The sequence below is a fragment of the uncultured Draconibacterium sp. genome (assembly GCF_913060805.1).
Taxonomy (GTDB): domain Bacteria; phylum Bacteroidota; class Bacteroidia; order Bacteroidales; family Prolixibacteraceae; genus Draconibacterium.
The window spans coordinates 25,140-48,775 of record NZ_CAJXTC010000035.1; the positions used below are offsets into that span (position 1 = coordinate 25,140).

Sequence of the window (23,636 nt, forward strand, 5' to 3'; positions counted from 1 at the left end):
TTTGAATGCCAGCCGACATATCATTGACAAGGTTTTTCTCGATATTGAAACGATAAGCGAGAAAGAAGCCTACTGGTTAAAAGATCACATCAGTGCATTTTTGAACGATCAGGTTTTTCCGGGGCTGGAACAATTGTTTAATGATATGGGAGCCGACGACAGCATTTTACGTTTTGAACAGATCGATTTGGATATTTCGCTGGATAGCTGGGAAAATCCCGATACCTTACGAATTGAGATCGAAAACCAACTTCGGGAAAAACTGGCAATTGCGGCCATTGAAAAACGCTATCCGGTAAATGGTGAGAAAAACCGGTCAAACGGTATTTTTGAATATCGAGAGTTTAGTAATATCTCAGGAGAACAGAACCTGCAAAGTATATTTTTATTTTTTCTGAAGAACGGGCATTTGCCGTGGTATGGGCATAAATCGGATATAGACCGAATTCTGTCAGAAAAGGAATGGACAAAACGTATTGAAACGGAGCGTTTTCTCACCGAAGTAAAAACGCTTATAGAATCGGATGAAACGGCTTTGGAAAGGTTTGTGTTGCAACTTCCGGTTCCAAATATCATACAGTTCATAAACTCATTGAATACTTTTGACTTGTCAACTGATTTCGCCCTGAACACCTTTGTCGAGAGTCTAACTACTAATCTCAGAAATCAGTTTGTATCCATTTTACTGAAAATTGGATTGCAACATTCTGAATCAAAGTGGAAGTCGGATTTAATTCATTTTTATGCTGCTTACTTAGCTGCGCATTACGCCGAAGAATCAATAGAAGAGCAAATTCATCAGCTTAAAAATATTTCTCTACACACAAGTTTAATGCTCTCGCAAAAAGAATGCGATAAGGTTTTGGTTCTGTTAGGAGATCAGAAACAGAATCGGCCCTTGAAAAAGGGATTAAATCAGAAAGGGGTAAAAATTGAAGATAGCCCAACCATTATTTCACATAGAGATAGCTATACAGTTGAAAAAGAACCGCTGTTTTTTGAGAGTGAGGCCGGCGAAATAACCGTTCAAAATGCAGGGCAGGTTCTTTTTCACCCCTTTTTGAAATTGTTTTTTCAGCAGTTTAACTGGCTCGATAAAAACGGAAACATTAAAGATGTGTATCGTATTCAAGCTTTGCAGGCACTTCATTATTGTGCCACCGGCAACGAGCATTTTTTTGAAGGCGGTTTGGTACTGGAGAAATTTCTGTGCGATGTTCCGCTGCAAACAACACTCCCAGCTACAAGCTTACTGAATGAAACCATCAAAAATGAGGCTGACAACATGCTTCGCGAACTTATTAAAAACTGGCCGGCTTTAAAAAATACTTCGCCTGCTGGTTTGCGCGAAATGTTTGTAAATCGAAGTGGCAAACTCATTCAAAAAGACCGGAATTATAAGCTGATCGTAGAACGAAAAACACAGGACATCCTGTTGGAGAAATTACAATGGAACATTTCCATTATTAAACTGCCGTGGAAGAAGGAATTAATATTTGTAGAATGGTAAGCGTATGAAAGCAAATGCAATAAAACATGATGCTGTAAAGAGTAGTGAGAACCGAACTCCTTTTTTTACAAATGCAAAGACTGACTCGTTTTTTGCTTCGTCGGATATAAACAGTCAAATGGCTGTTCAAATGCAATCGGAAGAGGAGAAAGAAGCCATACAAACACAAAGTATTGGAAATCTTCAGTTGCAGGAAGAAGAGGAGGAAGTTGTTCAGACTCAATCCGAGGAGGAGGAAGAGGAAGAAATGGTTCAGCCAAAGATGCAAAGTGCTCAAACCGGTAATCAGATACAACAAACTGCCCGAACAGGATTTATGGGGAGTCCGGTAGCTTATCCATTTTTCCATAAAATTCAAACGTCGTTCGGGAAACATGATATTTCAGGCATACAATCTTACCGAGACTCAAATGCCGGGAATGCAAATCGTAAGATGGGATCTTTGGCTTACGCTGCAGGAAACAAAGTGGCGTTTCGAGGGGCGCCGAGTCTTCACACTGCAGCACACGAAGCGGCGCATGTAGTGCAGCAACGAAAGGGAGTGAGCCTAAAATCGGGTATTGGAAGGCCGGGTGATTCGTATGAACAGCATGCCGATGCGGTGGCCGATAAAGTAGTTCAAGGAAAAAGTGCTGAGTTAATTCTGTCAACTATTCCGGGAAATGCCAGTGCCAGTTCTGGATCTATTCAGTTTGATGTTGAAAGTGGAAGTGATTGGCTCGGTGAATTTTGGGATGCCTATGTTTATCCCGGACATCAGCCTGGGACAGGACAGGGATTGCGCGATGTGGGACGACAGGTCAGGTCGTTTCAAAGGCTGAGCAATCGTTCAGCACATGAAGAAGGAGGACAAACTATAATAGATGTAAATGACCGTGGGCTTAGAGGTGGACAAAGGTTGAATGATACAGAACAAATTGCCAGACCTGCAGCCAGCGGCCCGAGACAATGGACTATCGATTTAACTACGCATGAATTATTTGATCCTCAGCCGGCTTTGGCCGATGTGATACAAAATGCAATTGGAGATTGTTATTTGCTGGCAACGTTGCAAAGTATGGCTTCCAGAGGAGGAGGGCGTACACAGCTGGTAAACGCTGTTAGTGAATCAGGGAATGGTTTTAATGTTGAATTTTATCGAATAAAAATAGTTGGCAACAAGGCGCTCGTTGACCCAAACTCAAAAATACGTGTCGCTTTGGGACGAAATCATAATCCCAATGGAGTTCAATTGCGGGAAAAAACAGGAACAATGACACAGGCACAGGCACGCGAGCTTTTACAGAACAGCAGTTACGCTTCGCAGGTTCAGGCAGGAGATTCCTTTAATGTGAACTGGACGAAAAGGATAGTTTGGCCATGGGCCATTGAACGTGCTTATGCTGCGGTGGCCGGTGGATTTAACCGTATTGAAGGTGGTTTTTCAGCATTGCCGATTATGGCTTTAACCGGTGAAACTCCATTTCAGGTTTTCAACTTAACCTCATACAGTCTGGCGCAACTTGCAAGTGTTTTAGCTTTGCTGAATATTGCAACTGATAATGATACTATTGTAACGTCGTGGACATATAACACGTTGGATACGATTTATAATAGGAGTTTTGTTGTTGATTCTGCTGACAGAAGACGTGGAATTCGACTTATCGGAAATGATGGCGTAACAACAGCCTGGATACCATGGCGAGAGATTGCAAATTACATTTCAGATTTTGTTATTCTCGATCCATTTGGCCCGCTTAATGGAAGACCTGTTCTGACAACTAAAGCCGACCATCCGAATTGGATACAGGCAATTATTAATGCTTCGACCACGCCAGGAGCAATCATAAGTGGAACTTTGTCGACAATCTGTCTGGGGCAGGGATTATTACTGGCCCCGGCTCATATTTATTCAATTACATCCTTGTCGGCTGCCGGAGCGCAAACTTCTAATCCATGGTCGATATTGCATCCGGGATTGGTTTCTCCGGCGCAAATGCGGAAGGCTTTCGGAAGACTAACATTTAAACCATAAAGTTACGATAGAAGAACAATAATGATAAAAGCCGTTTTAGAATATCTGGATAAAGTTATCCGACTTCGTTTTGATGACGAAATGAATGGAAGTGAGTCAGTCATCCCTGCGTTTGTTCCTGGCGACGACGTTGAGAGGCCCTTGCAGAAGTTTATACAGGAAAATGAATTAGGCGAAGCCGAAACAATTGTTCTTTTTATTGCCTTGGTACCTCACATGTCTCCCGAATTTTTCAATAATATAATTGCCGAATACCTGCCAAATGGCGGCGATTTTCCCGAGTTTGGAGGGGTAAAAGGAAAGAACCACCGCGGAATATTACCTACCGGTGAAACCGTGCTTTATATTCTGGCCGGGCGAGACATCGAAAAACGTATGGAAGTGGCAAGACTGTTTGATGAGGAGCATCTGTTTTTCCAAAAGAACGTGCTGAATATCGGGCCGGTTCCGGCAGGCGAACCCAGAATGAGTGGTCGACTGGTGCTCGATGATGAATATGTAGATCTGTTCACTTCAGGAAAAGTTTCGAAGCCCAAATTAAGCAGTGATTTTCCTGCACAGCGAATTACCACTAATCAGGAATGGGGTGACTTGGTGTTGAAAGAAAAGACACTGGAAGAAATTAAAGAATTGGAAACCTGGTTGAATTTCAACGAGCAGTTAATGGGAGAGTGGGGCATGCGCGATAAAATAAAACCGGGATTTCGTGTGTTGTTTTATGGGCCGTCGGGAACCGGGAAAACAATGACGACTTGTTTGCTGGGGAAATATACCGGAAGAGATGTTTATCGGGTTGATTTGTCGATGGTGATTTCGAAATACATTGGCGAGACGGAGAAAAATCTGTCAGGATTATTTAACAAGGCAGAACATAAAAACTGGATATTATTCTTTGATGAGGCCGACTCGCTTTTTGGCAAACGTACCAACGTTCGCGATGCTCACGATAAGTACGCCAACCAGGAAGTTTCCTACCTCTTGCAGCGTATTGAAGCCCACAACGGACTGGTAATATTGGCGTCGAACATGAAAGGAAATATCGACAGTGCTTTTACCCGCCGTTTTAATGCTTTCATCGAGTTTGATCCTCCCGGAGTTGCCGAACGTTTGAAACTTTGGCAGGTATATATGCCCCCAAAAAATAAAATGCATAAAGACATCGATTTAAAAGAGCTGGCTAAAAATTATGAGTTAACCGGGGCGAACATCGTCAACTCAATTCATTATGCGGGATTGTTATCCATACAAAAGGGAAATGCAGTATTGAATCAGGAAACTCTGTTGGCCGGAATCCGAAAAGAGTACAAAAAGGAAGGCAAAATCTTGCAGCAATAATCTCATTTCATGCCATTTCCATTATTGGAAATCCAGTTCTTCTGTTTTCGGAAAATAAAAATTCGCAGAAACCTTTGGCATAACACCTACAATTTGCCAATTTTAAAGGGTTATTGATTCAATTCACAGTTATCGACCATGAAAAAACTCATCTTGTGCCTGCTCTTTTTTGCTTTTATGTTTAATGTGTCAGCCCAGTTTGACGCCAACTACGACGAAAGTAAAGTTCCTGAATTTAAATTACCTGATCCGCTAAAAATGTTTAATGGAAAGAAGATTCGGAATTCAAAAAAGTGGGAAGATAAACGTCGCCCCGAATTGCTCAGTTTCTTTACGGAAAATATGTTCGGCGAAGTGCCCGGTAAACTGGAAATTTCGTCGGTTGATATTTTGGAAGAAAGTAACAATGCGCTGAACGGAAAAGCAATTAGAAAACAAGTTGACCTGGTATTTAAAAACCACGGGAAAACACTTGATTTTACCATCTTGATTTATCTGCCCAAAACCGAAAAGCGAGTGCCCTTATTTGTGGGGTACAATTTTTACGGAAATCATACGGTAACAGAGGATGTTGAAGTTATTATTTCGGAGGCTTGGGCGGCAAATAATCCGTCGTTCGGAATAATTAATAACCAGTTAACTGAACAGTCGAGAGGGGTGCGAACCAATCGGTGGTGCGTTGACAAAATAATTGATGCAGGATTTGGATTGGCAGTAATTTATTATGGCGAAGTTGATCCCGACAAAGATGATTTTTCGGATGGTATTCATCCTTTATTTTATATCGACGATCAGCAACAGCCTGCAGCCAACGAGTGGGGAGCAATTGCAGCGTGGTCGTGGGGATTAAGTCGGGCAATGGATTATTTTGAGCGTGATGAGGCTATCGACGAATCGAAAGTTGTTGTATTTGGCCATTCACGACTTGGAAAAACAGCTTTGTGGGCCGGTGCCAGCGACGAGCGTTTTGCCGGTGTAATTTCAAATGAATCAGGTTGTGGAGGTGCTGCGTTATCGAAACGTCGGTTTGGCGAAACTTTATGGCGCATCAATAATAACTTTCCACACTGGTTCTGTAAAAACTTCAGAAATTACAGCAAAAATGAGGAAGCATTACCGGTTGATCAGCACGAACTGATTGCCTTAATCGCACCGCGTCCGGTGTATATTGCAAGTGCCGAAGAAGACCGGTGGTCCGACCCAAAAGGTGAATTCCTTGGAGCTTTATATGCCACTCCGGTGTTTGAGCTTTATGGCAAAAAGGGAATCAAGCAAACGGAAATGCCGGAAGTTAATCAGCCCATTCAAAACACAGTGGCTTATCATATCCGAACTGGAGAACATGATGTTACCGAATTCGACTGGGAACAATACATAAAATGGGCTACAGAATTTATTAAATAGAATGTATGGAAATGGGATTTTGGCCTCCTGAAATGGCGGCGATCAGAAAATCCTAAAAATAAAAAGGGCTGCATCAATTTGATACAGCCCTTGCAATTATAATCGATTAATTGGATTACATATCCACATCAACTTTTGCAATCTCACCGGTACGGTATTCGCCGGCAACCAGTTTTTTACGGGTTTCTTTAAAGGCTTTCAAAGTAATTTCTACATCCTCTAAAGTATGCATTGCAGTTGGTATTAAACGCAGAAGGATTTCACCTTTAGGAATTACCGGGTAAACTACCATAGAGCAGAAAATTCCGTAATTCTCGCGCAGGTCGTAAATCATCTGAGTAGCTTCTTCCTCGCCACCTTTCATATAAACCGGAGTAACCTGAGTGTTGGTTTTTCCAAGATCGAAACCGGCTTCTTTTAATCCGCCTTGCAGCGCATTAACGATTGTCCAAAGTTGTTCGCGCAATTCTGGCATTGTACGAATCATATCCAAACGTTTCAATGCACCAATTGTCATTGGCATTGGCAACGATTTCGCAAAAGTTTGCGAGCGCATATTGTAACGTAAAATGTAGCAGATATCAGTTTCGCAAGCAACAAAACCGCCAATTCCGGCCATCGCTTTTGCAAATGTTCCGAAGTAAATATCGATTCCATCCTGAACGCCAAAATGCTCACCCGAACCAGCACCTGTTGGTCCCATAGTTCCAAAACCGTGTGCATCGTCAACAAACAAACGGAAATCGAATTCTTTTTTCAGTGCAACAATTTCATCAAGTTTTCCAACCTGTCCAGTCATACCGAAAACACCTTCAGTAATTAATAAAATACCACCACCTGTTTCGGCTGCACGTTTTGTAGCGAAGCCTAACATTTTGCGACATTTCTCCATATCGTTGTGTTGGTACACAAAACTTTTTCCACCTTTTGCTTTATGAAGGAAAACTCCATCCATAATACAAGCGTGCGATTCAGAATCGTAAACAATAACATCGTTACGGCTGGCAAGCACGTCGATAGCAGAAACCATACCCTGGTAACCGTAGTTCAACAAAAATGCATCAGGTTTGCTAACAAATGCAGCTAACTCACGCTCCAATTGTTCGTGTTTAACTGTTTGTCCCGACATCATTCTGGCTCCCATAGGATAAGCCATACCGTATTGTGCCGCAGCTTCCGCATCAGCTTTTCTTACCTCTGGGTGGTTGGCCAATCCCAGGTAGTTGTTCAAACTCCATGTTAATACTTCTTTACCACGGAAATTCATTCTGGCAGAAATTTCGCCTTCCAGTTTTGGAAACGCAAAATACCCGTGAATTTGGTCCATCCACTTGCCAATATCACCTTTATTATTTCTGAATTTATCAAATATATCCACGATGATTTGTTTTTAAGTTTAAATTATAAGGATGCAAATGTAATCTTTTTTAAAATCTCAGCAAATGTGTTAAATAATACTAACACATCAACTTAACGTAATGAATTTGCCTTATTTTCACACACCATAATTCGAGGTGTTATAGCTATACAATTGTTAATGAGTGAAATAACATATTTGGTAAAAGCTGTTAATTCCTTAAATTTTGAGGGTTAATTCGTTTCAATTAATTAAAAAAAGTATATTTTTGCGCCATGTTTATGAAAATGAGATTTTTGGGGATTGGATTACTAGCCATTTTATTGATTACAGCTTCGTGCGGTGACTATAACAAAATTGTAAAAAGTACCGACTACGAGTTTAAATACAAAAAGGCTGTTGAGTATTACGAAGACGGTGAATATGTTCGTTCAGCAACACTCTTCAGAGAATTGGTGAACATTTACCGTGGAACCTCTCGAGCCGACAAAATTTATTATTACTATGCTAAAAGTATGATCGGTCAGAAAGACTATTTAATGGCAGGTCATTATTTTAAGTCGTTGGTAAAAGAATTTCCAACAAGCGACTATGTTGAGGAGGCACAATTTATGATTGGGTACTGCTCGTATTTATTGTCGCCAAAACCAAGACTCGATCAGCAGGTAACACAAGAGGCTATCGATGCGTTGCAGCTGTACATTAATTTGTATCCGTACAGCGACCGTGTTGATGAAGCCAACCGCTTAATCGACGAACTGGAAGATAAGTTAGTGTATAAGTCGTATTTAAGTGCTAAATTGTACTACGATTTTGAACAATACAAAGCTGCAGTAATTGCGCTAGGAAACAGTTTGGAAAAATATCCTGACAGTAAATACCGTGAAGAATTGAAGTATATGTTGTTAAAGGCAAAATACTTATTGGCTTCCAATAGTGTTATGGATAAACAAAGTGAACGATATACAAATGCACTCGACGAATATTTTTCATTTATCGATGAATATCCGGACAGTGAACACAAAAAAGAGGTAGAAAAGTTTTATGAAAAAGCCTCTGAAATATTGAATTATAAAGAAGAAGAAGATTTAAACATTAATTAGAATATGGATTACAAGAAAACAAAAGCAGCTCCGTCAACTATTTCGCGCGACCTTGAAGTTTTAACTCAGGAAACCGGAAATATTTACGAAACCGTAATGATCCTTGCTAAAAGAGCAAACCAGATCTCATCGGAATTAAAAGAAGAGCTTAACCAAAAGTTGCAGGAATTTGCTTCGTACACTGATAATTTGGAGGAAATCTTTGAAAACAGAGAACAAATCGAGATCTCTAAATTTTACGAGCGTTTGCCAAAACCAACTCTTATTGCGTTTGAAGAATTAAAAGAAGGTGAAATTTATCACCGTAATCCAACGCGCGAGAACAAAAAACGCATCTAATTTTTTGACGCCCTTTTATGAGGCTCAAAGGAAAAAATATTATACTCGGAGTAACAGGAAGTATTGCAGCTTATAAGGCCGCAATGCTTCTTCGGCTTTTTATAAAGGAGGGTGCCGAAGTGCAGGTTGTTATAACACCTGCCGGAAAGCAATTTATTACACCCGTAACTTTATCAGCATTGTCGGACAAACCTGTTGTTAGCGAGTTTTTTGGTGCAAACGATGGTACATGGAACAGCCATGTTGACCTGGGTTTGTGGGCCGATGTAATGGTAATTGCACCGGCAACCGCATCAACCATGGGAAAAATGGCCAACGGAATTGCCGATAACATGTTGATTACAACCTATCTGTCGGCGAAGTGCCCGGTAATGGTAGCTCCTGCCATGGACCTCGATATGTTTGCGCATCCTTCAACACAACGAAATATTTCTATTCTGAAAGAATACGGAAATATTATTGTTGAACCCGGTGAAGGAGAATTAGCCAGCGGTTTAACCGGCAAGGGCAGGATGGAAGAACCTGAAAAAATTCTCGAAGCCGTTATCAAACAGCTCGGGGTAAAAAAAAAACTTCTGAATAAAAGCTACCTGGTAACCGCCGGTCCTACTTTCGAAAAAATCGATCCCGTTCGTTTTATTGGTAATTATTCTTCGGGGAAAATGGGTTATGCCATTGCCGAAGAACTGGCCGAACAAGGTGCTGAAGTAACTTTGGTTTCCGGACCGGTTTCCGTTACTACAAAGAAACCCGGTGTAACAGTGGTTCCGGTTGAATCGGCCGAAGAAATGTACAAAGCATCGGTTGAGCATTTTAAAAGTGCTGATGGTGCAATAATGTGTGCTGCAGTTGCCGATTTTACTCCTGCCAAAATGGAGGAGGAAAAGACAAAACGCGGCAAAGAAAACTGGCATATCGAGTTGCAACCAACAAAAGACATTGCTGCCGAGTTAGGTAAACTAAAAAACGAAAAGCAACTTTTGGTAGGTTTTGCCTTGGAAACCAATAACGAACTGGCAAATGCAGAAGGTAAATTGTTGAAAAAGAACCTCGACTTTATTGTGCTGAATTCGTTGAAGGACAAGGGAGCCGGATTTGGTGTTGATACCAATAAAATAACCATCATCGAAAAGGGCAATAAACAAACCGATTTTGAGTTAAAAGATAAAGCTGAGGTAGCAAAAGATATCGTAGCAAAAATTATAGAATTGAACCATTAGCATATGATAAAGCAAATCGTAATAGCGCTTTTATTTCTGTTTATTTTCGTTGGAGAAGGTGTGGCTCAGGAACTTCGTTGTAACGTAACCGTTTCGGCACGAGGGATTCAGGGGGCAAACCAAAACCTGTTTCGTACCATGCAGTCCGATCTGTATGATTTTATGAATAACCGAAAATGGACCGATCATGTGTACAGTTACGATGAAAAAATCAGATGCAACATTCTGATCCGCCTCGACGAACAGATTTCGGCCGACGAGTTTAAAGGATCGATACAGGTACAATTAACGCGCCCGATATTTAATTCAAGCTACACCTCAACAGTACTAAACATTAAAGACAATGATTTTCATTGTAAGTATGTTGAGTTTCAGCCGCTGGAGTTTAACGAAACTTCGAACCGCGACAACCTGACGAATATTATGGCCTTTTATGCCTATGTTATTTTAGGTTTCGATTACGATACATTTTCGGAGGAAGGTGGAACCGAGTTTTTCGAGAAAGCACAGGGTATTGTAAATAATTCGCAGAATGCACGTGAGCGCGGATGGAAAGCTTTCGAAAGTGAGCGAAATCGTTACTGGTTGATCGAAAATGTGATGAATAAATCGTACTCGTCGTTTCGCACCTGTATGTACAATTATCATCGTAACGGATTGGATTTAATGTCGGACAGGGTAGAAGAAGGTCGTGCCAACATTGCTGAAGCCTTGCGCGACATTCAGAAAGTATTCCGCCGTCGTCCGTCTACCTATATTCTGCAGATGTTTTTCGATGCAAAATCCGACGAATTGGTTAACATCTTTTCAAAATCATTTCCTGACGAGCGAAATCGTGTTATGGCCATTCTAAACGAGGTTGACCCATCAAATGGCCGTAAGTACGAGAAGATCGCCGAAAACGAAGGCTTTTAGCCAGCTCGGCTAAAAAGATATCCCCATTTTTTCCAGAAAGTAATTCTGTATCCTCATTTTGGCTATTTTAGCCAAAGAATTAATTCATGAAGATCTTTTGTCATTATGCTATCCAGATTATCCATTTCGAATTACGCACTCATAAATAAATTGCAGGTTAATTTCCATGCCAATTTAAACACCGTAACGGGTGAAACCGGTGCCGGTAAGTCGATTATTTTGGGGGCTTTAAGCCTTATTCTGGGTAATCGCGCCGATCTTTCGGTGCTAAAAGAAAAGGATAAAAAATGCATTGTTGAAGGGCAGTTTGAAGTGAGTAACTACCCGGTGAAACGTTTTTTTGAAACCTACGATCTTGATTACGATACTTCTACAATTTTGCGACGCGAAATTACGCCGTCAGGAAAATCCCGGGCTTTTATAAATGATACTCCGGTTAACCTGAAAGTAATGCGCGAACTGGGGTTGCAGCTGATCGATATCCACTCACAACACCAAAACCTGGAGTTAAGCAACCAAAAATTTCAGCTCAATTTAGTTGATTCGGTTGCTGGTGCCGCTGAGGCTTTAGCGAAGTATAGAACTCAGTTCGCAGCCTACAAAAGCGCAAAAAAGGAGCTCGAGCAACTGCAGGAAAATGCAGAACAGGCGCAGGCCGATCTGGATTATTTCCAGTTTCAGTTTACTCAATTGGAAGAAGCGAGTTTGGAAGAAACGGAGCAGGAAGATCTGGAAGCAGAATTAGAGCAGTTAAACCACGCTGAAGAGATTAAAACTGCACTTACGGAGACGGTGGCCTTGCTGGATAACGAAACATTTTCGGCATTACAGAGCATAAAAGACAGCCATCGTACATTGAACAAAGTTACGGGCTACCTGAAAGATGCGGAAAGTTTTGCCGAGCGTTTGGAGAGTGCAGCAATAGAGTTGAGCGATATTCACCAGGAACTGGAAATGCTGGCTGAACGGGTGGAGTTCAATCCGGCACGGATTGAAGAGGTGAACGATCGGTTGAATTTATTGTATTCGTTGCAGCAAAAACATCATGTGGCTACAGTTGCCGAGTTAATTGTTTTGCGAGACGAGTTCGATCAGAAAATTAATAAAGCGGTGGGTTATGACGACGAGATCGAAGCCCTGAAAAATAAACTGGACAACCAGAAAACTGAACTGGAAAAGCTTGCACAAAGTTTGAGTAAAACGCGACAAAAAGCTTTTAAAAAGATCGAGAGCTCGGTAGTTGGCGATTTAAACCAGCTGGGAATGACGAAAGCTAAACTGCAGGTTGTGCATAATTATATGGAGGATTTTCAACCCGAAGGAAAAGATGAAATTGCATTCCTGTTTAGCGCGAATCCGGATTCAGCACCTGACGAGATTTCGAAAATTGCATCGGGCGGTGAAATGTCGCGGTTGATGTTGGCCATTAAAAACTTGCTTCGTAGCTCAAAAGCACTGCCAACCATCGTATTTGACGAAATTGATACCGGTGTGTCGGGCGAGATTGCACTTAAAATGGGAACCATTATTAAATCATTCTCGGCCAATACGCAGATTATAAATATTACGCACTTGCCACAAATTGCCGCAAAAGGCGATACGCATTTTCGAGTGTACAAATTCGAAGAAAAGGGAAAAACCTTTACTTCGATTAAAGCACTCGATGCCGCTGAACGCGTGGAAGAGCTGGCAAAAATGGTTGGTGGGGAGAATCTTACGGAAACAACAATTAAAGCAGCAGAAGAACTGTTGCGAATTTGACAAATTCACTCATGGCAGAAATAGGAAAATTTAATACCCTGGAAATTATCCGGGAAACAGACAACGGTGTATACCTCGACGGTGGTGAACACGGCGAGATTTTAATGCCGCGAAAGTATGTTGAGGAAGAAATGAAAGAACGTGGAACTGCCGGGGTTTTTGTTTATACCGACTCGGAAGACCGTTTGGTTGCCACAACTGAAAAACCTTTGGCAACAGTTGGTGAGTTTGCCCGGTTAACCGTAAAAGCAACCGCTAAATTTGGCGCATTCCTCGACTGGGGTTTGGCGAAAGATCTGCTGGTTCCGTTTAGCGAACAACGCGTAAAAATGCAGGAGGGAAACAGTTATTGGGTATACGTTTATCTCGATCTTGTAACAAATCGCGTTGTGGCATCAGCAAAACTGCATAAGTTTCTGGACAATACGCCGCCGGAATATACCAAAGGGCAGGAGGTTAGCCTGATTATTCTGGAAGAAACAGATTTGGGTTATAAAGCCATCGTTAATATGGAGCATACCGGAATGCTGTATAAAAACCAGGTGTTTCGGAAACTGGAAATTGGCAGTCAGACAAAAGGTTACATTGCAAAAATAAGAAGCGACGAAAAGATCGACTTGATGTTGGAAGAGCCGGGATACGAAAAAGTTGATGCAATTTCGGAAAAGATTTTGGCGGAGTTAGAAGCAAATAATGGTTTTATGGCGGTGTCGGATAAATCGTCGCCCGAGATGATAAAAGCGATGTTTGGTATCAGTAAGAAGAATTTCAAAAAGGCAATTGGCGGATTGTATAAAAAACGACTGATTACTTTCGTTTCTGACGGGATTAAAATGTTAAAAAGTTAATTTCCTTTTTTAAAACATAAGTTTGAATTTGGAACTTTGCACTAAAAAGTTCTAATTTTAAAACAACAATATTTTCATGTTGTGATTTTTGGTTAAATATGGAGGGGAACAGTGGTTTCCCTCTTTTCTTTTAACCTATTTCCCGAAAGAAACTTATTGATCTCCAAATTGCCGCTCCAGGAGTTTCATATCGGCTTGTCGGGTACTCAGTACTCTGATGTATTCCATACAGTGTTCTGCATGAAGCTCATTCTTGGGCCCAAAAATATGGTACGATTCAACTACCCATGCCAAAGCAGCTTCAAGGTCGCCCTCCATTTCGCAAGCCAAACCAAGGTTATACATACATTTGGCCACAATGTTCTGGTTCTCATTTTTTAGCTGCTTGTGCCATAGTTCTGCTGCTTCCATCCATTGAGCATTCTGAACAAGCTCGTCGGCTTGCTGCAGTTCCACATGCCCCGACGAGTAATACATTCGCTGTACCTGCACCCAATGAGGAACAATTGTTAGCGCAAATTTCTCTGCCGATATTTCTGCTGCATTGTAAATGGCGTCGGTGCGGGGAGGCAAAACGTCAGTCGCTTTCTTATGGCTCAACGCGTACTCCATCCAATTAACAGTGTCGAGTTTCGAATAAGCCAACACGTATTTCATGTCGATAAGATCGTAAAAACTCCATTGCGTCCAGTTGGTAACCTGCTCGCTGCCAAGTTCAAGCTGGCGATCGAAATAGCGGCCATCACTTACGCCGTAATAATCAAGCGAGAGTAGTAGATCGGCACCGGTGTTATTTCGAATATCTTGAAGTTGATCAGGACTGTACAAACCATATTGCGGATTAACAAACAACGAATCGTTTTTTAGTTGAACCGGCGTTGTATTACTCCGCAGAAAATAGCTTGAATTTAACACGTTGATTTGTCCGGGAGACATTGTTAAACGAGTAGCTGAATCTTCGCGAAAATAAGGGGCATAATTAATTGTGTCAACAATTTTCGTTGAGGTATAGTTGCGTTCGTTTAAGGAGTTTATTGTATCGAAAAATGCCTGATTGTTAAGCTCCGCAATAAAGTGCTGAAAATAAATATGCGAGGCAATACTGTCGGTGTTTTCTTCCTCGGTTTTTCGTTTCCCAAATTCTTCGTACTGGTTTAAATACTGGTTTGGCGAGCAGTTTACATTGTTGTACTGAATAGCAATATTCCTGAATTTAGAGGCGACACTCATTGTTGAAGGCTCAACAATTTCGATATCAATGGTTTTTACATTGTACAGCGTATTACAACTTGCGAAAACAATAAGTGCCAAAACGCCGAACAAAAACACAGGGCGGTTCTTCATTTGTTATTGGTTTAAACGCAATATATCTCTTTTTCTTTTAGCCAGTAACTGTTGGTATTGAAAAATCATTTTTAGCTCTTCTTTGCTGTGGTAGTCGGCTGCAATTTGTTGGGCTGCCAAAAGCCATTTTTCGGCCGTATCAAAATCGTCTTTCATTTCATAACCCAGTGCCAGGTTATATCGCGCGTTAATGGCCATTTTTCCGTTGCTGTCGTCGGCATAGCGTTTCCAAAGCATAATGGCATTGTCCCAATCACCTTTTTGTACGTATTCGTCGGCCATAGCAAAGTCGGGTAGTGGTGGAACTGAATACATCCGATTTACGTTCTCCCACGATGCAAAAAATCGTTTCGAATAGTTTTCACCAGTCATTTGCGAGGCGATCTTCAGCGCGGTGATACGTGGTGGTAATTTGGCTTTCCGGTTATAATTTCCGCTGGCATCGTAGCCGTTCCAGAAAATGGTGTCGATCATTGTTTTGCGCTCAATCAATCGCTGCTCAAAAGGACTGTAAACGGCCCAAACTGCTGCAGTAATTACTTCGTTCGATTTTGTAGGCATTTGCTCTGTTGACGAATATTCGGAGTAAAAACTGGAATACGTTTCCAGCGAAATTACAAGATCGGTATTGGTTTTTTGCGCCAGTTGCTGCACCATTTCCATATTTAGTGCCGGAAGTTTTTTGCCTGTATGCGGCTCGAAAAGCTCGGGAAATATCCGTATTTCTTTGAAAGCATTTTTCTCTTTCAAATTTTTCGCCAGTTCGCTCATGCTTAAATTTACCAAAATGCTGTCGAGGTTTTCCGGATCGTTTTTGGCTTTTTTCAGGCGAAAATCATCCTGGTAATAGTGAATCAGCGTATCGCCGCTGTATTTAAAATTGCGGTAAACGATGGCTACATTCTCCGCATTTGCCGGATAAGCGATCTCTCCGGGTGTATAAATTTCTATCGGGTAATCTTTGTACACCGTGCACGAAACTGTGCTCAGTAAAAGTAAAGTCCATAAGGTTAATCGGTTCATTTCGTGTTGTTTTTCTGTTGTTTTTTCCTGCTTTCAAGCAATTCGAGGTACTGGTAAGTGACGGGGTGGTAGGCGGTGTTGTACGATTCGAGAGCGTACTGAATGGCACAGTCGATATCTCCCTGTATTTCGCAGGCAACTGCAAGGTTGAATAAAGCTTTACTCTTCTCTGATTTCGAACCTGAGTCACTCGCAATGTTCTGCCAGGCTTCAATTGCTGGGGTCCAGTCACCGTCGTTGGTAAGTAAGGCTGATTCTTTTAATGCGGTACTTCCTTTATCGAATATTACACGGTATTCGCTGCGCCAGCTGGTACTTATTTTATCCGAAAAATCGAGAGCCACGGCAATTCCAGCTTCTGTAAGCGCTTGTTTTACGGGCGTAAAATCCGTAAAAAGACTTCTGACATCAAAGGCTGTGTTCTCCCATAATAAGGTGTCTTTAAATGCTTCCCGAACTACAACCTGTTGTTGTACCGGATCGTAAACCCGGAACAGCACATTGTACACAACTACCATTTGCGCGCCCACGGCCGATACAAAAACGCCTTGCAAAGGATCGAAAACTGTTTCGTCTTCAAGATTGGTGGCAACTTGTGTTTCAAACATATCAACCGCAACCACCGCATCGGTTTGGTAAAGGTCGCAAAGTTCTTTAACCTCTTGCCAGTCCATTGCGTTGGCAAAAAAAGCGTTTCTCGAAGCTCGTAAAAATCGGTTTTCAGGAATTACGTAATCAAATCTTCCCGATTCAAAAAGTAGCTGGCCAAGTACCTTTATTGTAGTATCGGCTGCTGTAAGGTCGTTAATTACGGTATCGAGTTGGAAGTCTTTTTTATAAAAAATTCGTTGAAGCGAGTCGGCTGACAAATCAGTATACGTATTATCAACTGCACGATTTACGATTAGCAGGCTCTGGATATCCTGCGAAATTTCGTTTTTTGGCTTCTGCGGAAATTCAACCATAATCCGCTTTGTAGAACTGCAAGCATACGACAAAAGAACAATGCTAACAAGTAGAATGTAATTAGTTTGTTTGAATATGCTCATCGTAAAATGAATGTTGTTTAATAAATTCCCCAGTACTTTCTCAAAAACCATTCCGTACTTAACAGCAACAGTAAAACAATAAATAACCAACGAAGGTTTATGAGCTGATTTACCATCTCCTGAAAGTAAGTAGTTGCCTTTAATTTACTGGTTTGCTCCAATTCGTTAACCAAATCGCTGGCTTGCGATGGCTGGTAGAATTTTCCACCGCTTAAAGTGGCGAGTTGGTAAAGCAGGGTGTGGTTAGCCTGTGTAATAACATTCTCAACATTAACCGGTACCACTGTAAAACTGCCTGTTTCGGTAAAAGTTTCGTTGCCGATAGTTACTTCGGCTGTAAATGAATAATCGCCCAATGGCAGGTGCCCCGCGTTGAGGTAATAATTTTTATCCTGCACATCGAAAGTCAGGTTGTATTCTTCGTCGTTGTCGTTTTGCAGTTTAATATTTACTTCTTCCGAACCAATTCGCTCAAAAGCATCGTTATAAACTTCGGCTGTTAAAACCACATCATCCACTTCTGTGTAAACCGGGTTGAATTCAACGATAAAATTATCTTCGTTTTCGCGTAAAGCAAGGTATTGCACCAGTTGATTTATAAGCTCGTTAAAATGGGTGTGTTCCTGATTCTGGTAATAATCGAACAGTCGCCAGCGCCAAATTCCTTCGCCAAAAATATAACCTCGTTTCTGGCCTTCCAGTTTTCCTGTTGCAATCAGTGGTTTGCCGGTGGTTATTCCTTTTAGCTTTTGATACAACAGCGGTGAGAATTCCGGATTTAACTCGTAATTGGCAAACGGAACCTGCACCGGAGGAAATTGTGGAATTATTTCGATCAACTCTTCCGACAGGTTGAATGTGGCATAATTCGAATTAAAAACCGGTTGTGCTTCTTCTCCGCTTCCTGCCAGTGGTTCAATTTGTGCGCCCTGACTCAGAATATTCAGCTGCGGTAAAAACGTTTGGTTGCCAACGATAAAAAGGATGGGCAAACGGCTGTTGTTTGCTCTTTCAATAATCTCGGCCATCGACTTGCCTGTACTTGGCAGCTGGTTTAAAATAAGCAGATTGTACTCGCCCAGATCGTTAGGATACGGTTCGTCGGTAAATATTGAGACCTCGTATGTTTTTTGCTGGTCGAGCGTATTTTTTATGGCGCCAATATCGGGGTGCGATCCGTTGGAAATGATCAGTATTTTTTGTTTGTTTTCCAGCACATTGATCACAAAACCGGCACTGTTGTTTTTTGTATTTCGTTCGTTGGCAGCAGCCTGAATTTGCAACGAATAATGTTTTAATCCGGCAGAACCGGCCTCCAGAACAAATTCTTTTGTATCAAAAAAGTTATCGTTCGATGGAGTGATCATCACACTTTGCAGCTCTTCATCGTCCTGAAGAAGCGAAAGTTTGAGTGGCGTGTTTTTTAGTTTCGAAAACATCATATCCACCTCAACCGGAAATTTATTTCCCGAAAAAGCGGTACGGTTAACACGAATATTTTGTACGCGGGCATCGGCAATAACCGTGGTATCGCCAAGTCCGATGGTATAAATCGGGAAACTCACCTGATCGAGCATGTTCAGCGGATTTTTTCCCTGGTTATAAATACCGTCTCCGGCAACGATCAGCGCTCCGATATTCTGGTTAAAATGATTGTTCGTTATTGTGGCAATTAAATCGCTGTAATTCGATCCTTTTTCAGTGAAGTTTAAATTGTCACCGGTTTGTGTTTCTTCGCCAAAAGTGTAGCTGATCAATTCAAAATCGGCTCCTAATTTCTGTTCAATCTCGGCTTTTTCATCGCTAATTGCTTCAGCAAGTTGTAAGGAGTCGGCATGCGAGACAACCGATCCCGAATTATCCCATGCGGTAATGATCACAGGATTTTGAGTCACTTTTTTCAGATTACGGATAAACGGCGATAAAAGTAAAAAGGCAATAAGGAAGAAAGCCAGAAACCTTAGCGCCATTAACAGGCTTCGCTGAAGTTTCGAAAGTTCTTTTAGCGCTTTGTTTTTATAGTAAAGTAAAACTACCACACCAGCCGATGCAACGGTGATGGAGAGTAACAATATAAACCAGTATTTTATGCCGAATGAGATCAAAATGTTTGTTTTTTACGAAGTGGTAAATATACACATCTACTTTTTTTATATCACGTTTTATAGCTATAATTGCTATGTATTTGTCGATTCTTTAGAAGTGTGTACAAAACATAAAACCAAAAATATTCCTCGATGTTTTCAAAACCAAAAATAAATTTCGTGTTTATGAAGAATTTCGTATTTGCTGTGCTTGTAATTTTAATGGCGGCTTGTGGCCCCAAATTCAACAAAGAAATAACGCTTGATGATATTCGTGACAATATCGATTACCTGGCTTCCGATTCATTAAAAGGGCGCAAATCGGGCGAGCAGGGAGATTTGTTGGCGGCACAATACATTGCCGAAAAATTTGAATCTGCCGGTTTGGAACTGTTGTTCGATAAAGGTTTTCAGGAATTTAACCTGGTAACATCAGCAGAAATTGCCGATGGAAATCAGTTGCAGGTAAACGACACGGAATACGAAGTTGAAACTGACTTTTTGCCTTATGCTTTTTCGGCCAATACAACTGTTAATGCAGAAGTTGTTTTTGCCGGTTTTGGTTTGGAGGTTGACCGCGACTCACTGAAATGGAACGATTTTAACGGTGTTGATGTGAGCGGAAAATGGATGCTGGTTCTTCAGGGCGATCCTGATTTGGATAATCCAAACAGTCCGTACCTCGAATTTTCGAGCGAACGCGCAAAAGCGTTAAAAGCATCGGATAAAAATGCGGCTGGAATAATTTTGGTGGCTGGTACAAAATTCAGTGAAGAAGACGAATTGTCATCGTTGTTTTTTGATAAAAACAGCAGCCGGTTTTCTATTCCTGTTATTCAGGTAACACGAAAAGTGGCTAACGAAATTTTAAAGGTAAAAGATCAAACGGTTGAAAAACTGGAAGCCGAAATATTGGAACAAAATGCAGGTTTAAACCTGGAGGTTCCGGTAACGGTTAGCGCCACAGTAAATGTGGGATTAAAAGAAACAACTACCCGAAATGTGATTGCAATGTTACCCGGCAACGATGAAACATTAAAAGATGAATATGTGGTTGTGGGCGCTCATTTCGATCATTTAGGAATGGGCGGTCCGGGATCAGGATCGCGTGCAATTGATACTGTTGCAGTTCACAACGGTGCTGATGACAATGCATCGGGAGTTTCTGCGGTTATTCAGCTGGCAGAGAAATTGGCCGGTGAAAAGAGCAATAAACGCAGCGTGATTTTTGTTGCATTTGGCGCAGAAGAAATGGGATTGCTGGGCTCGAAAGAGTTTACAATGAAACCTCCGGTTGAAACGGATAAAATGGTGGCCATGTTTAATTTTGATATGATTGGCCGCTTAAAAGATGATAATAGTGTGAGTATCGGCGGAACAAAAACCGCTGAAGAAACTGAAGATTTATTAAATGAGCTGAATCCGGATTTTACGCTGGCATTTACCGGCGAAGGAATCGGACCATCGGATCATGCATCATTTTATCTGCAGGATATTCCGGTAATTTATATTTCTACCGGCGCTCATCCCGATTATCACACGCCGCTGGATGATGCAGAACTGATCAACTTTGAAGGCGCACAAAAAGTAATGGACTATTCAGCAGCATTGCTTGACGATGTGGTAAATCGTTCTGAGAAATTAACGTTTCAGGAAGCCGGAAGTAAGTTTCAGCGCAGCCGAGGAGGACGTTTTAAAGTAACGCTGGGAGTGATGCCGGATTTTGCAGGTGTGGAAAAACGCGGAATGCGTGTTGATGCGGTTTCGAAAGGTAAACCTGCGTATGCTGCCGGAATGAAAAAAGGCGATATTATTATTGCTATCGACGGAAAAAAGGTGGGTAATATTTATGAATACATGGATCGTTTGCAAAAACTGGAAGCCGGTGCAACAATTTCGGTTGATATTTTGCGCGATGAGAAACCAACTGTTTTAATCGTTCAGCTTTAAAATTTAAATCCAGCCCCGAAGTTTGTAGTAAGTAAGTGCTACCATTTCGCGGGCAATCAGAATTTCATATTTTAGGTGGTTCCACATTTGGTAGCGCATATTTATGTTGTTGCCAACATCGGGAAGTAGGATTGAATTTCCGCCCAGTTCATCGTCGGTAAACGAAAAATCGGCTTCGGCAGCATTTTCGAAAGCGGGTAGGGCGTTTACTTTTTCAAATCCAACTTTTTTGAATGCCAAAACGGCGCGGCGCATGTTTTCGGGAGAAGTGACCAACAAAATGGGATCCTGCATTTTTATTATTCCCTGGCAATTTAAAGCCTGCGAGCGGGTGTTTGTTCCTTCAGCTTCAAAAGCGATTCGTTCAGCAGAAACACCTCTCAATTCGAGTTCCGATTTCATTAACTGAGGTGTGCTTAAACTGTCGCTTAATAAACCGGGCATGGCTACAATTACTTTTGATTCGGGAAATGATTTGGCCGCTTTTTCTGTGTACCAGCTGCGCATCAGGTTGCTTTGGCTTGGCATTCCTCCGCCGCCCAGCAAAATAATTGTTTTGGGTTCCCATTTTAATTCCGATTTGCTTGTACCCAGCCAGTGATAGCCCCAATATGGTTGTTCGGTGAATGAAAAGCCGAGGCAAACAACAAAGAAAATTCCAATCAATATCAAGAATTTTCGTAGTAATCTCAAAAAAAGGATATTTTTGATTTTTGTTTTAAACATAGCTCACGTTTAAGACCATAAATGTAAGTTTAATTTAAAAATTCGATCATTGAATACTTCAGAAAAAAACGAAATAGTCCAACTCTTTGAGAGTCATTTTAACGAAAAAGTAGAACGTTTTGAATTGTTGCCTCCGTCGGGCTCGTACCGCCAGTACTGCCGTTTGGGAAACGAACACCGAACAATAATCGGCGCCACGAATAACGATGTAAAAGAGAATACGGCTTTCCTTTCGTTCAGTAATCACTTTTATAATAAAGGAATTAAGGTGCCGAAGGTGTATGCGGTTAGCTCCGATTTGAAAAAGTATTTGCTGGAAGATTTGGGTAACACCACACTTTTTGAATACCTGACGAAAACGCGTGAAGAGGAAGGATTTTCGGAAAATATAATTTCGGTGTATAAAAAGGTGCTTCAGGCGCTGCCTAAAATCCAAATCATTGCCGGAAAGGAAATGGATTATTCGGTGTGTTACCCGCGCGAAGCATTCGATAAACAATCGATGATGTGGGATTTGAATTATTTCAAATACTATTTTCTGAAGTTGGCAAAAATACATTTCGACGAACAGGCACTCGAGGATGATTTTCAATTATTCAGTAATTATCTGCTTAGTGCGAGTTCCAATTATTTTCTTTACCGCGATTTTCAGTCGCGCAACGTGATGCTTAAAGACGACGATGTATATTTTATCGACTACCAGGGCGGACGTTTAGGTGCATTGCAGTACGATTTGGCATCCTTACTTTATGATGGTAAAGCGGATATTCCTGAAAGTGTGCGCACTCAACTTTACGACTTTTATATTGCGGAGCTGAAGAAATATATGAAGGTTGATGAAGAGAAATTCTCAGCCTATTTTAAAGGTTTTGTGCTTATCCGTATTATGCAGGCGATGGGTGCTTACGGTTTCCGCGGCTTCTACGAGAAAAAGGAACATTTCCTGAAAAGTATTCCATATGCATTGAAAAACCTGGAAGTATTGCTTGCCGATCTGAATTTGCCGGTTGACTTGCCGGAACTGACAAGCGTATTAAAACAGCTTACGAATTCCGAAGTTTTAAAGGAAATTGGCCAGGAGAAATCGAATCTCACCGTACGAATTACCAGTTTCTCGTATAAAAAAGGTTATCCTGAAGATCCGTCAGGAAATGGTGGTGGCCATGTTTTCGATTGTCGTGCTATCAATAATCCGGGGCGTTACGAGGAGTACAAAAAGCTAAGCGGCAAAGATATGTCGGTGCAGGAATTCCTGGAGCAAAAATCGGAGATCCGACTTTTTATCGATGCAGTAAAAGTTCTTGTCGATCAATCCGTGAAAGTTTATCTCGAACGTGGATTTACACATCTTTCACTTGGTTTTGGTTGTACCGGCGGACAGCACCGTTCGGTATATTCGGCTGAGAAAATTGGAGAGTATTTGCAAAACAATTATCCTGTTAATGTTGTTGTAGTACATCGTGAACAGGAAAGTTGGAGATGAGCAAAAAAGCATGTAAAAAAAAGGATTTTCAGGATAAAGAAGATCCAAAATACAGCTGCAAAAAATGTGGCGCCAAAGTAAAAAAGGAAGACAAAGTTTGTAAACCGAAGAAGATTTCGGTTTAGGTCAATTGTCGTACTATATTTCTCTTTTAAAATCGAATAGAAATTG

19 protein-coding genes are annotated in these 23,636 nt (G+C 41.3%); 13 read left to right on the forward strand and 6 right to left on the reverse strand.

Going from position 1 to position 23,636, the window contains the following annotated elements; translation table 11 throughout:
* Nucleotide 1 precedes the first annotated feature (1 nt).
* The 4 genes from QZ576_RS17950 to QZ576_RS17965 all read left to right on the forward strand — a co-directional run bounded on the left by QZ576_RS17950 (nt 2) and on the right by QZ576_RS17965 (nt 6,263).
* The gene (locus tag QZ576_RS17950) at nt 2-1,510 is read left to right on the forward strand and encodes a contractile injection system tape measure protein (protein ID WP_297099569.1); all 1,509 of its coding nucleotides are present in this window, start codon (nt 2-4) and stop codon (nt 1,508-1,510) included.
* A gap of 4 nt (nt 1,511-1,514) precedes the next feature.
* Nucleotides 1,515-3,524: a DUF4157 domain-containing protein gene (locus QZ576_RS17955; protein ID WP_297099571.1), complete on the forward strand. Its 2,010-nt coding sequence runs from the start codon at nt 1,515-1,517 to the stop codon at nt 3,522-3,524.
* A 21-nt stretch (nt 3,525-3,545) separates the two neighbouring features.
* Nucleotides 3,546-4,859 (forward strand): ATP-binding protein, encoded by a 1,314-nt coding sequence (locus QZ576_RS17960; RefSeq protein ID WP_297099573.1) that lies wholly within the window; start codon nt 3,546-3,548, stop codon nt 4,857-4,859.
* A 138-nt stretch (nt 4,860-4,997) separates the two neighbouring features.
* Nucleotides 4,998-6,263, forward strand: coding sequence for a hypothetical protein (locus QZ576_RS17965; RefSeq protein ID WP_297099575.1), 1,266 nt, complete (start codon nt 4,998-5,000; stop codon nt 6,261-6,263).
* Between the two features lie 115 nt (nt 6,264-6,378).
* Here the strand turns inward: QZ576_RS17965 and QZ576_RS17970 are convergent, their stop codons facing one another.
* Nucleotides 6,379-7,641: an aminotransferase class I/II-fold pyridoxal phosphate-dependent enzyme gene (locus QZ576_RS17970; RefSeq protein WP_297099577.1), complete on the reverse strand. Its 1,263-nt coding sequence runs from the start codon at nt 7,639-7,641 to the stop codon at nt 6,379-6,381.
* A gap of 266 nt (nt 7,642-7,907) precedes the next feature.
* Here QZ576_RS17970 and QZ576_RS17975 point away from each other — a divergent pair, with 266 nt between their 5' ends.
* The 6 genes from QZ576_RS17975 (at nt 7,908) to QZ576_RS18000 (ending at nt 13,806) form a co-directional block, all read left to right on the forward strand.
* Complete coding sequence (locus tag QZ576_RS17975; RefSeq protein WP_297099630.1) at nt 7,908-8,723, forward strand: outer membrane protein assembly factor BamD; 816 nt, start codon at nt 7,908-7,910, stop codon at nt 8,721-8,723.
* A gap of 3 nt (nt 8,724-8,726) precedes the next feature.
* Nucleotides 8,727-9,062, forward strand: coding sequence for a DNA-directed RNA polymerase subunit omega (locus tag QZ576_RS17980; protein ID WP_038561334.1), 336 nt, complete (start codon nt 8,727-8,729; stop codon nt 9,060-9,062).
* Between the two features lie 17 nt (nt 9,063-9,079).
* Nucleotides 9,080-10,282: a bifunctional phosphopantothenoylcysteine decarboxylase/phosphopantothenate--cysteine ligase CoaBC gene (gene coaBC, locus QZ576_RS17985; protein ID WP_297099583.1), complete on the forward strand. Its 1,203-nt coding sequence runs from the start codon at nt 9,080-9,082 to the stop codon at nt 10,280-10,282.
* A 3-nt stretch (nt 10,283-10,285) separates the two neighbouring features.
* Entirely contained in the window at nt 10,286-11,197 is a 912-nt protein-coding gene (locus QZ576_RS17990; protein ID WP_297099585.1) for a DUF4835 family protein, read from the forward strand.
* 105 nt (nt 11,198-11,302) lie between these two features.
* A complete protein-coding gene (recN, locus tag QZ576_RS17995) occupies nt 11,303-12,958 on the forward strand; it encodes a DNA repair protein RecN (RefSeq protein ID WP_297099587.1) in 1,656 nt (551 codons plus the stop codon).
* Nucleotides 12,959-12,969: 11 nt separating this feature from the next.
* Nucleotides 12,970-13,806, forward strand: coding sequence for a S1-like domain-containing RNA-binding protein (locus QZ576_RS18000; protein WP_297099589.1), 837 nt, complete (start codon nt 12,970-12,972; stop codon nt 13,804-13,806).
* A gap of 153 nt (nt 13,807-13,959) precedes the next feature.
* Here QZ576_RS18000 and QZ576_RS18005 read toward each other — a convergent pair whose 3' ends face one another.
* Genes QZ576_RS18005 through QZ576_RS18020 form a run of 4 tightly spaced genes read right to left on the reverse strand, consistent with a single transcriptional unit; the run spans nt 13,960 to nt 19,327 of the window.
* Nucleotides 13,960-15,150: a DUF6340 family protein gene (locus QZ576_RS18005; protein WP_297099591.1), complete on the reverse strand. Its 1,191-nt coding sequence runs from the start codon at nt 15,148-15,150 to the stop codon at nt 13,960-13,962.
* A 3-nt stretch (nt 15,151-15,153) separates the two neighbouring features.
* On the reverse strand, nt 15,154-16,173 hold the full coding sequence (locus QZ576_RS18010; RefSeq protein WP_297099593.1) for a DUF6340 family protein: 1,020 nt from the start codon (nt 16,171-16,173) through the stop codon (nt 15,154-15,156).
* A complete protein-coding gene (locus QZ576_RS18015) occupies nt 16,170-17,222 on the reverse strand; it encodes a DUF6340 family protein (RefSeq protein ID WP_297099595.1) in 1,053 nt (350 codons plus the stop codon). The genes QZ576_RS18010 and QZ576_RS18015 overlap by 4 nt, the downstream gene beginning before the upstream one ends.
* Nucleotides 17,223-17,239: 17 nt before the next feature.
* The gene (locus QZ576_RS18020; protein ID WP_297099597.1) at nt 17,240-19,327 is read right to left on the reverse strand and encodes a hypothetical protein; all 2,088 of its coding nucleotides are present in this window, start codon (nt 19,325-19,327) and stop codon (nt 17,240-17,242) included.
* A 165-nt stretch (nt 19,328-19,492) separates the two neighbouring features.
* On the opposite strand from QZ576_RS18020, the gene QZ576_RS18025 reads away from it, so the two are divergent.
* Nucleotides 19,493-21,256: a M28 family peptidase gene (locus tag QZ576_RS18025; protein WP_297099599.1), complete on the forward strand. Its 1,764-nt coding sequence runs from the start codon at nt 19,493-19,495 to the stop codon at nt 21,254-21,256.
* A gap of 3 nt (nt 21,257-21,259) precedes the next feature.
* Here the strand turns inward: QZ576_RS18025 and QZ576_RS18030 are convergent, their stop codons facing one another.
* Nucleotides 21,260-21,949: a YdcF family protein gene (locus tag QZ576_RS18030; RefSeq protein ID WP_297099601.1), complete on the reverse strand. Its 690-nt coding sequence runs from the start codon at nt 21,947-21,949 to the stop codon at nt 21,260-21,262.
* Between the two features lie 82 nt (nt 21,950-22,031).
* Between QZ576_RS18030 and QZ576_RS18035 the strand changes: the two genes are divergently transcribed.
* Entirely contained in the window at nt 22,032-23,465 is a 1,434-nt protein-coding gene (locus QZ576_RS18035) for an RNase adapter RapZ (protein ID WP_297099603.1), read from the forward strand.
* The gene (locus QZ576_RS18040; RefSeq protein ID WP_297099605.1) at nt 23,462-23,590 is read left to right on the forward strand and encodes a hypothetical protein; all 129 of its coding nucleotides are present in this window, start codon (nt 23,462-23,464) and stop codon (nt 23,588-23,590) included. The genes QZ576_RS18035 and QZ576_RS18040 overlap by 4 nt, the downstream gene beginning before the upstream one ends.
* Nucleotides 23,591-23,636: the final 46 nt, after the last annotated feature.

What these genes read in the sequence shown, in the direction of transcription:
- QZ576_RS18040 (WP_297099605.1), top strand. Translation starts at nt 23,462, where the DNA reads ATGAGCAAAAAAGCATGTAAAAAAAAGGATTTTCAGGATAAAGAAGAT.
- QZ576_RS18005 (WP_297099591.1), bottom strand. Translation starts at nt 15,150, where the DNA reads ATGAAGAACCGCCCTGTGTTTTTGTTCGGCGTTTTGGCACTTATTGTT.
- QZ576_RS17975 (WP_297099630.1), top strand. Translation starts at nt 7,908, where the DNA reads ATGAGATTTTTGGGGATTGGATTACTAGCCATTTTATTGATTACAGCT.
- QZ576_RS18015 (WP_297099595.1), bottom strand. Translation starts at nt 17,222, where the DNA reads ATGAGCATATTCAAACAAACTAATTACATTCTACTTGTTAGCATTGTT.
- QZ576_RS18025 (WP_297099599.1), top strand. Translation starts at nt 19,493, where the DNA reads ATGAAGAATTTCGTATTTGCTGTGCTTGTAATTTTAATGGCGGCTTGT.
- QZ576_RS17980 (WP_038561334.1), top strand. Translation starts at nt 8,727, where the DNA reads ATGGATTACAAGAAAACAAAAGCAGCTCCGTCAACTATTTCGCGCGAC.
- QZ576_RS17955 (WP_297099571.1), top strand. Translation starts at nt 1,515, where the DNA reads ATGAAAGCAAATGCAATAAAACATGATGCTGTAAAGAGTAGTGAGAAC.
- QZ576_RS17965 (WP_297099575.1), top strand. Translation starts at nt 4,998, where the DNA reads ATGAAAAAACTCATCTTGTGCCTGCTCTTTTTTGCTTTTATGTTTAAT.
- QZ576_RS17990 (WP_297099585.1), top strand. Translation starts at nt 10,286, where the DNA reads ATGATAAAGCAAATCGTAATAGCGCTTTTATTTCTGTTTATTTTCGTT.
- coaBC (WP_297099583.1), top strand. Translation starts at nt 9,080, where the DNA reads ATGAGGCTCAAAGGAAAAAATATTATACTCGGAGTAACAGGAAGTATT.
- QZ576_RS18010 (WP_297099593.1), bottom strand. Translation starts at nt 16,173, where the DNA reads ATGAACCGATTAACCTTATGGACTTTACTTTTACTGAGCACAGTTTCG.
- recN (WP_297099587.1), top strand. Translation starts at nt 11,303, where the DNA reads ATGCTATCCAGATTATCCATTTCGAATTACGCACTCATAAATAAATTG.
- QZ576_RS18000 (WP_297099589.1), top strand. Translation starts at nt 12,970, where the DNA reads ATGGCAGAAATAGGAAAATTTAATACCCTGGAAATTATCCGGGAAACA.
- QZ576_RS17960 (WP_297099573.1), top strand. Translation starts at nt 3,546, where the DNA reads ATGATAAAAGCCGTTTTAGAATATCTGGATAAAGTTATCCGACTTCGT.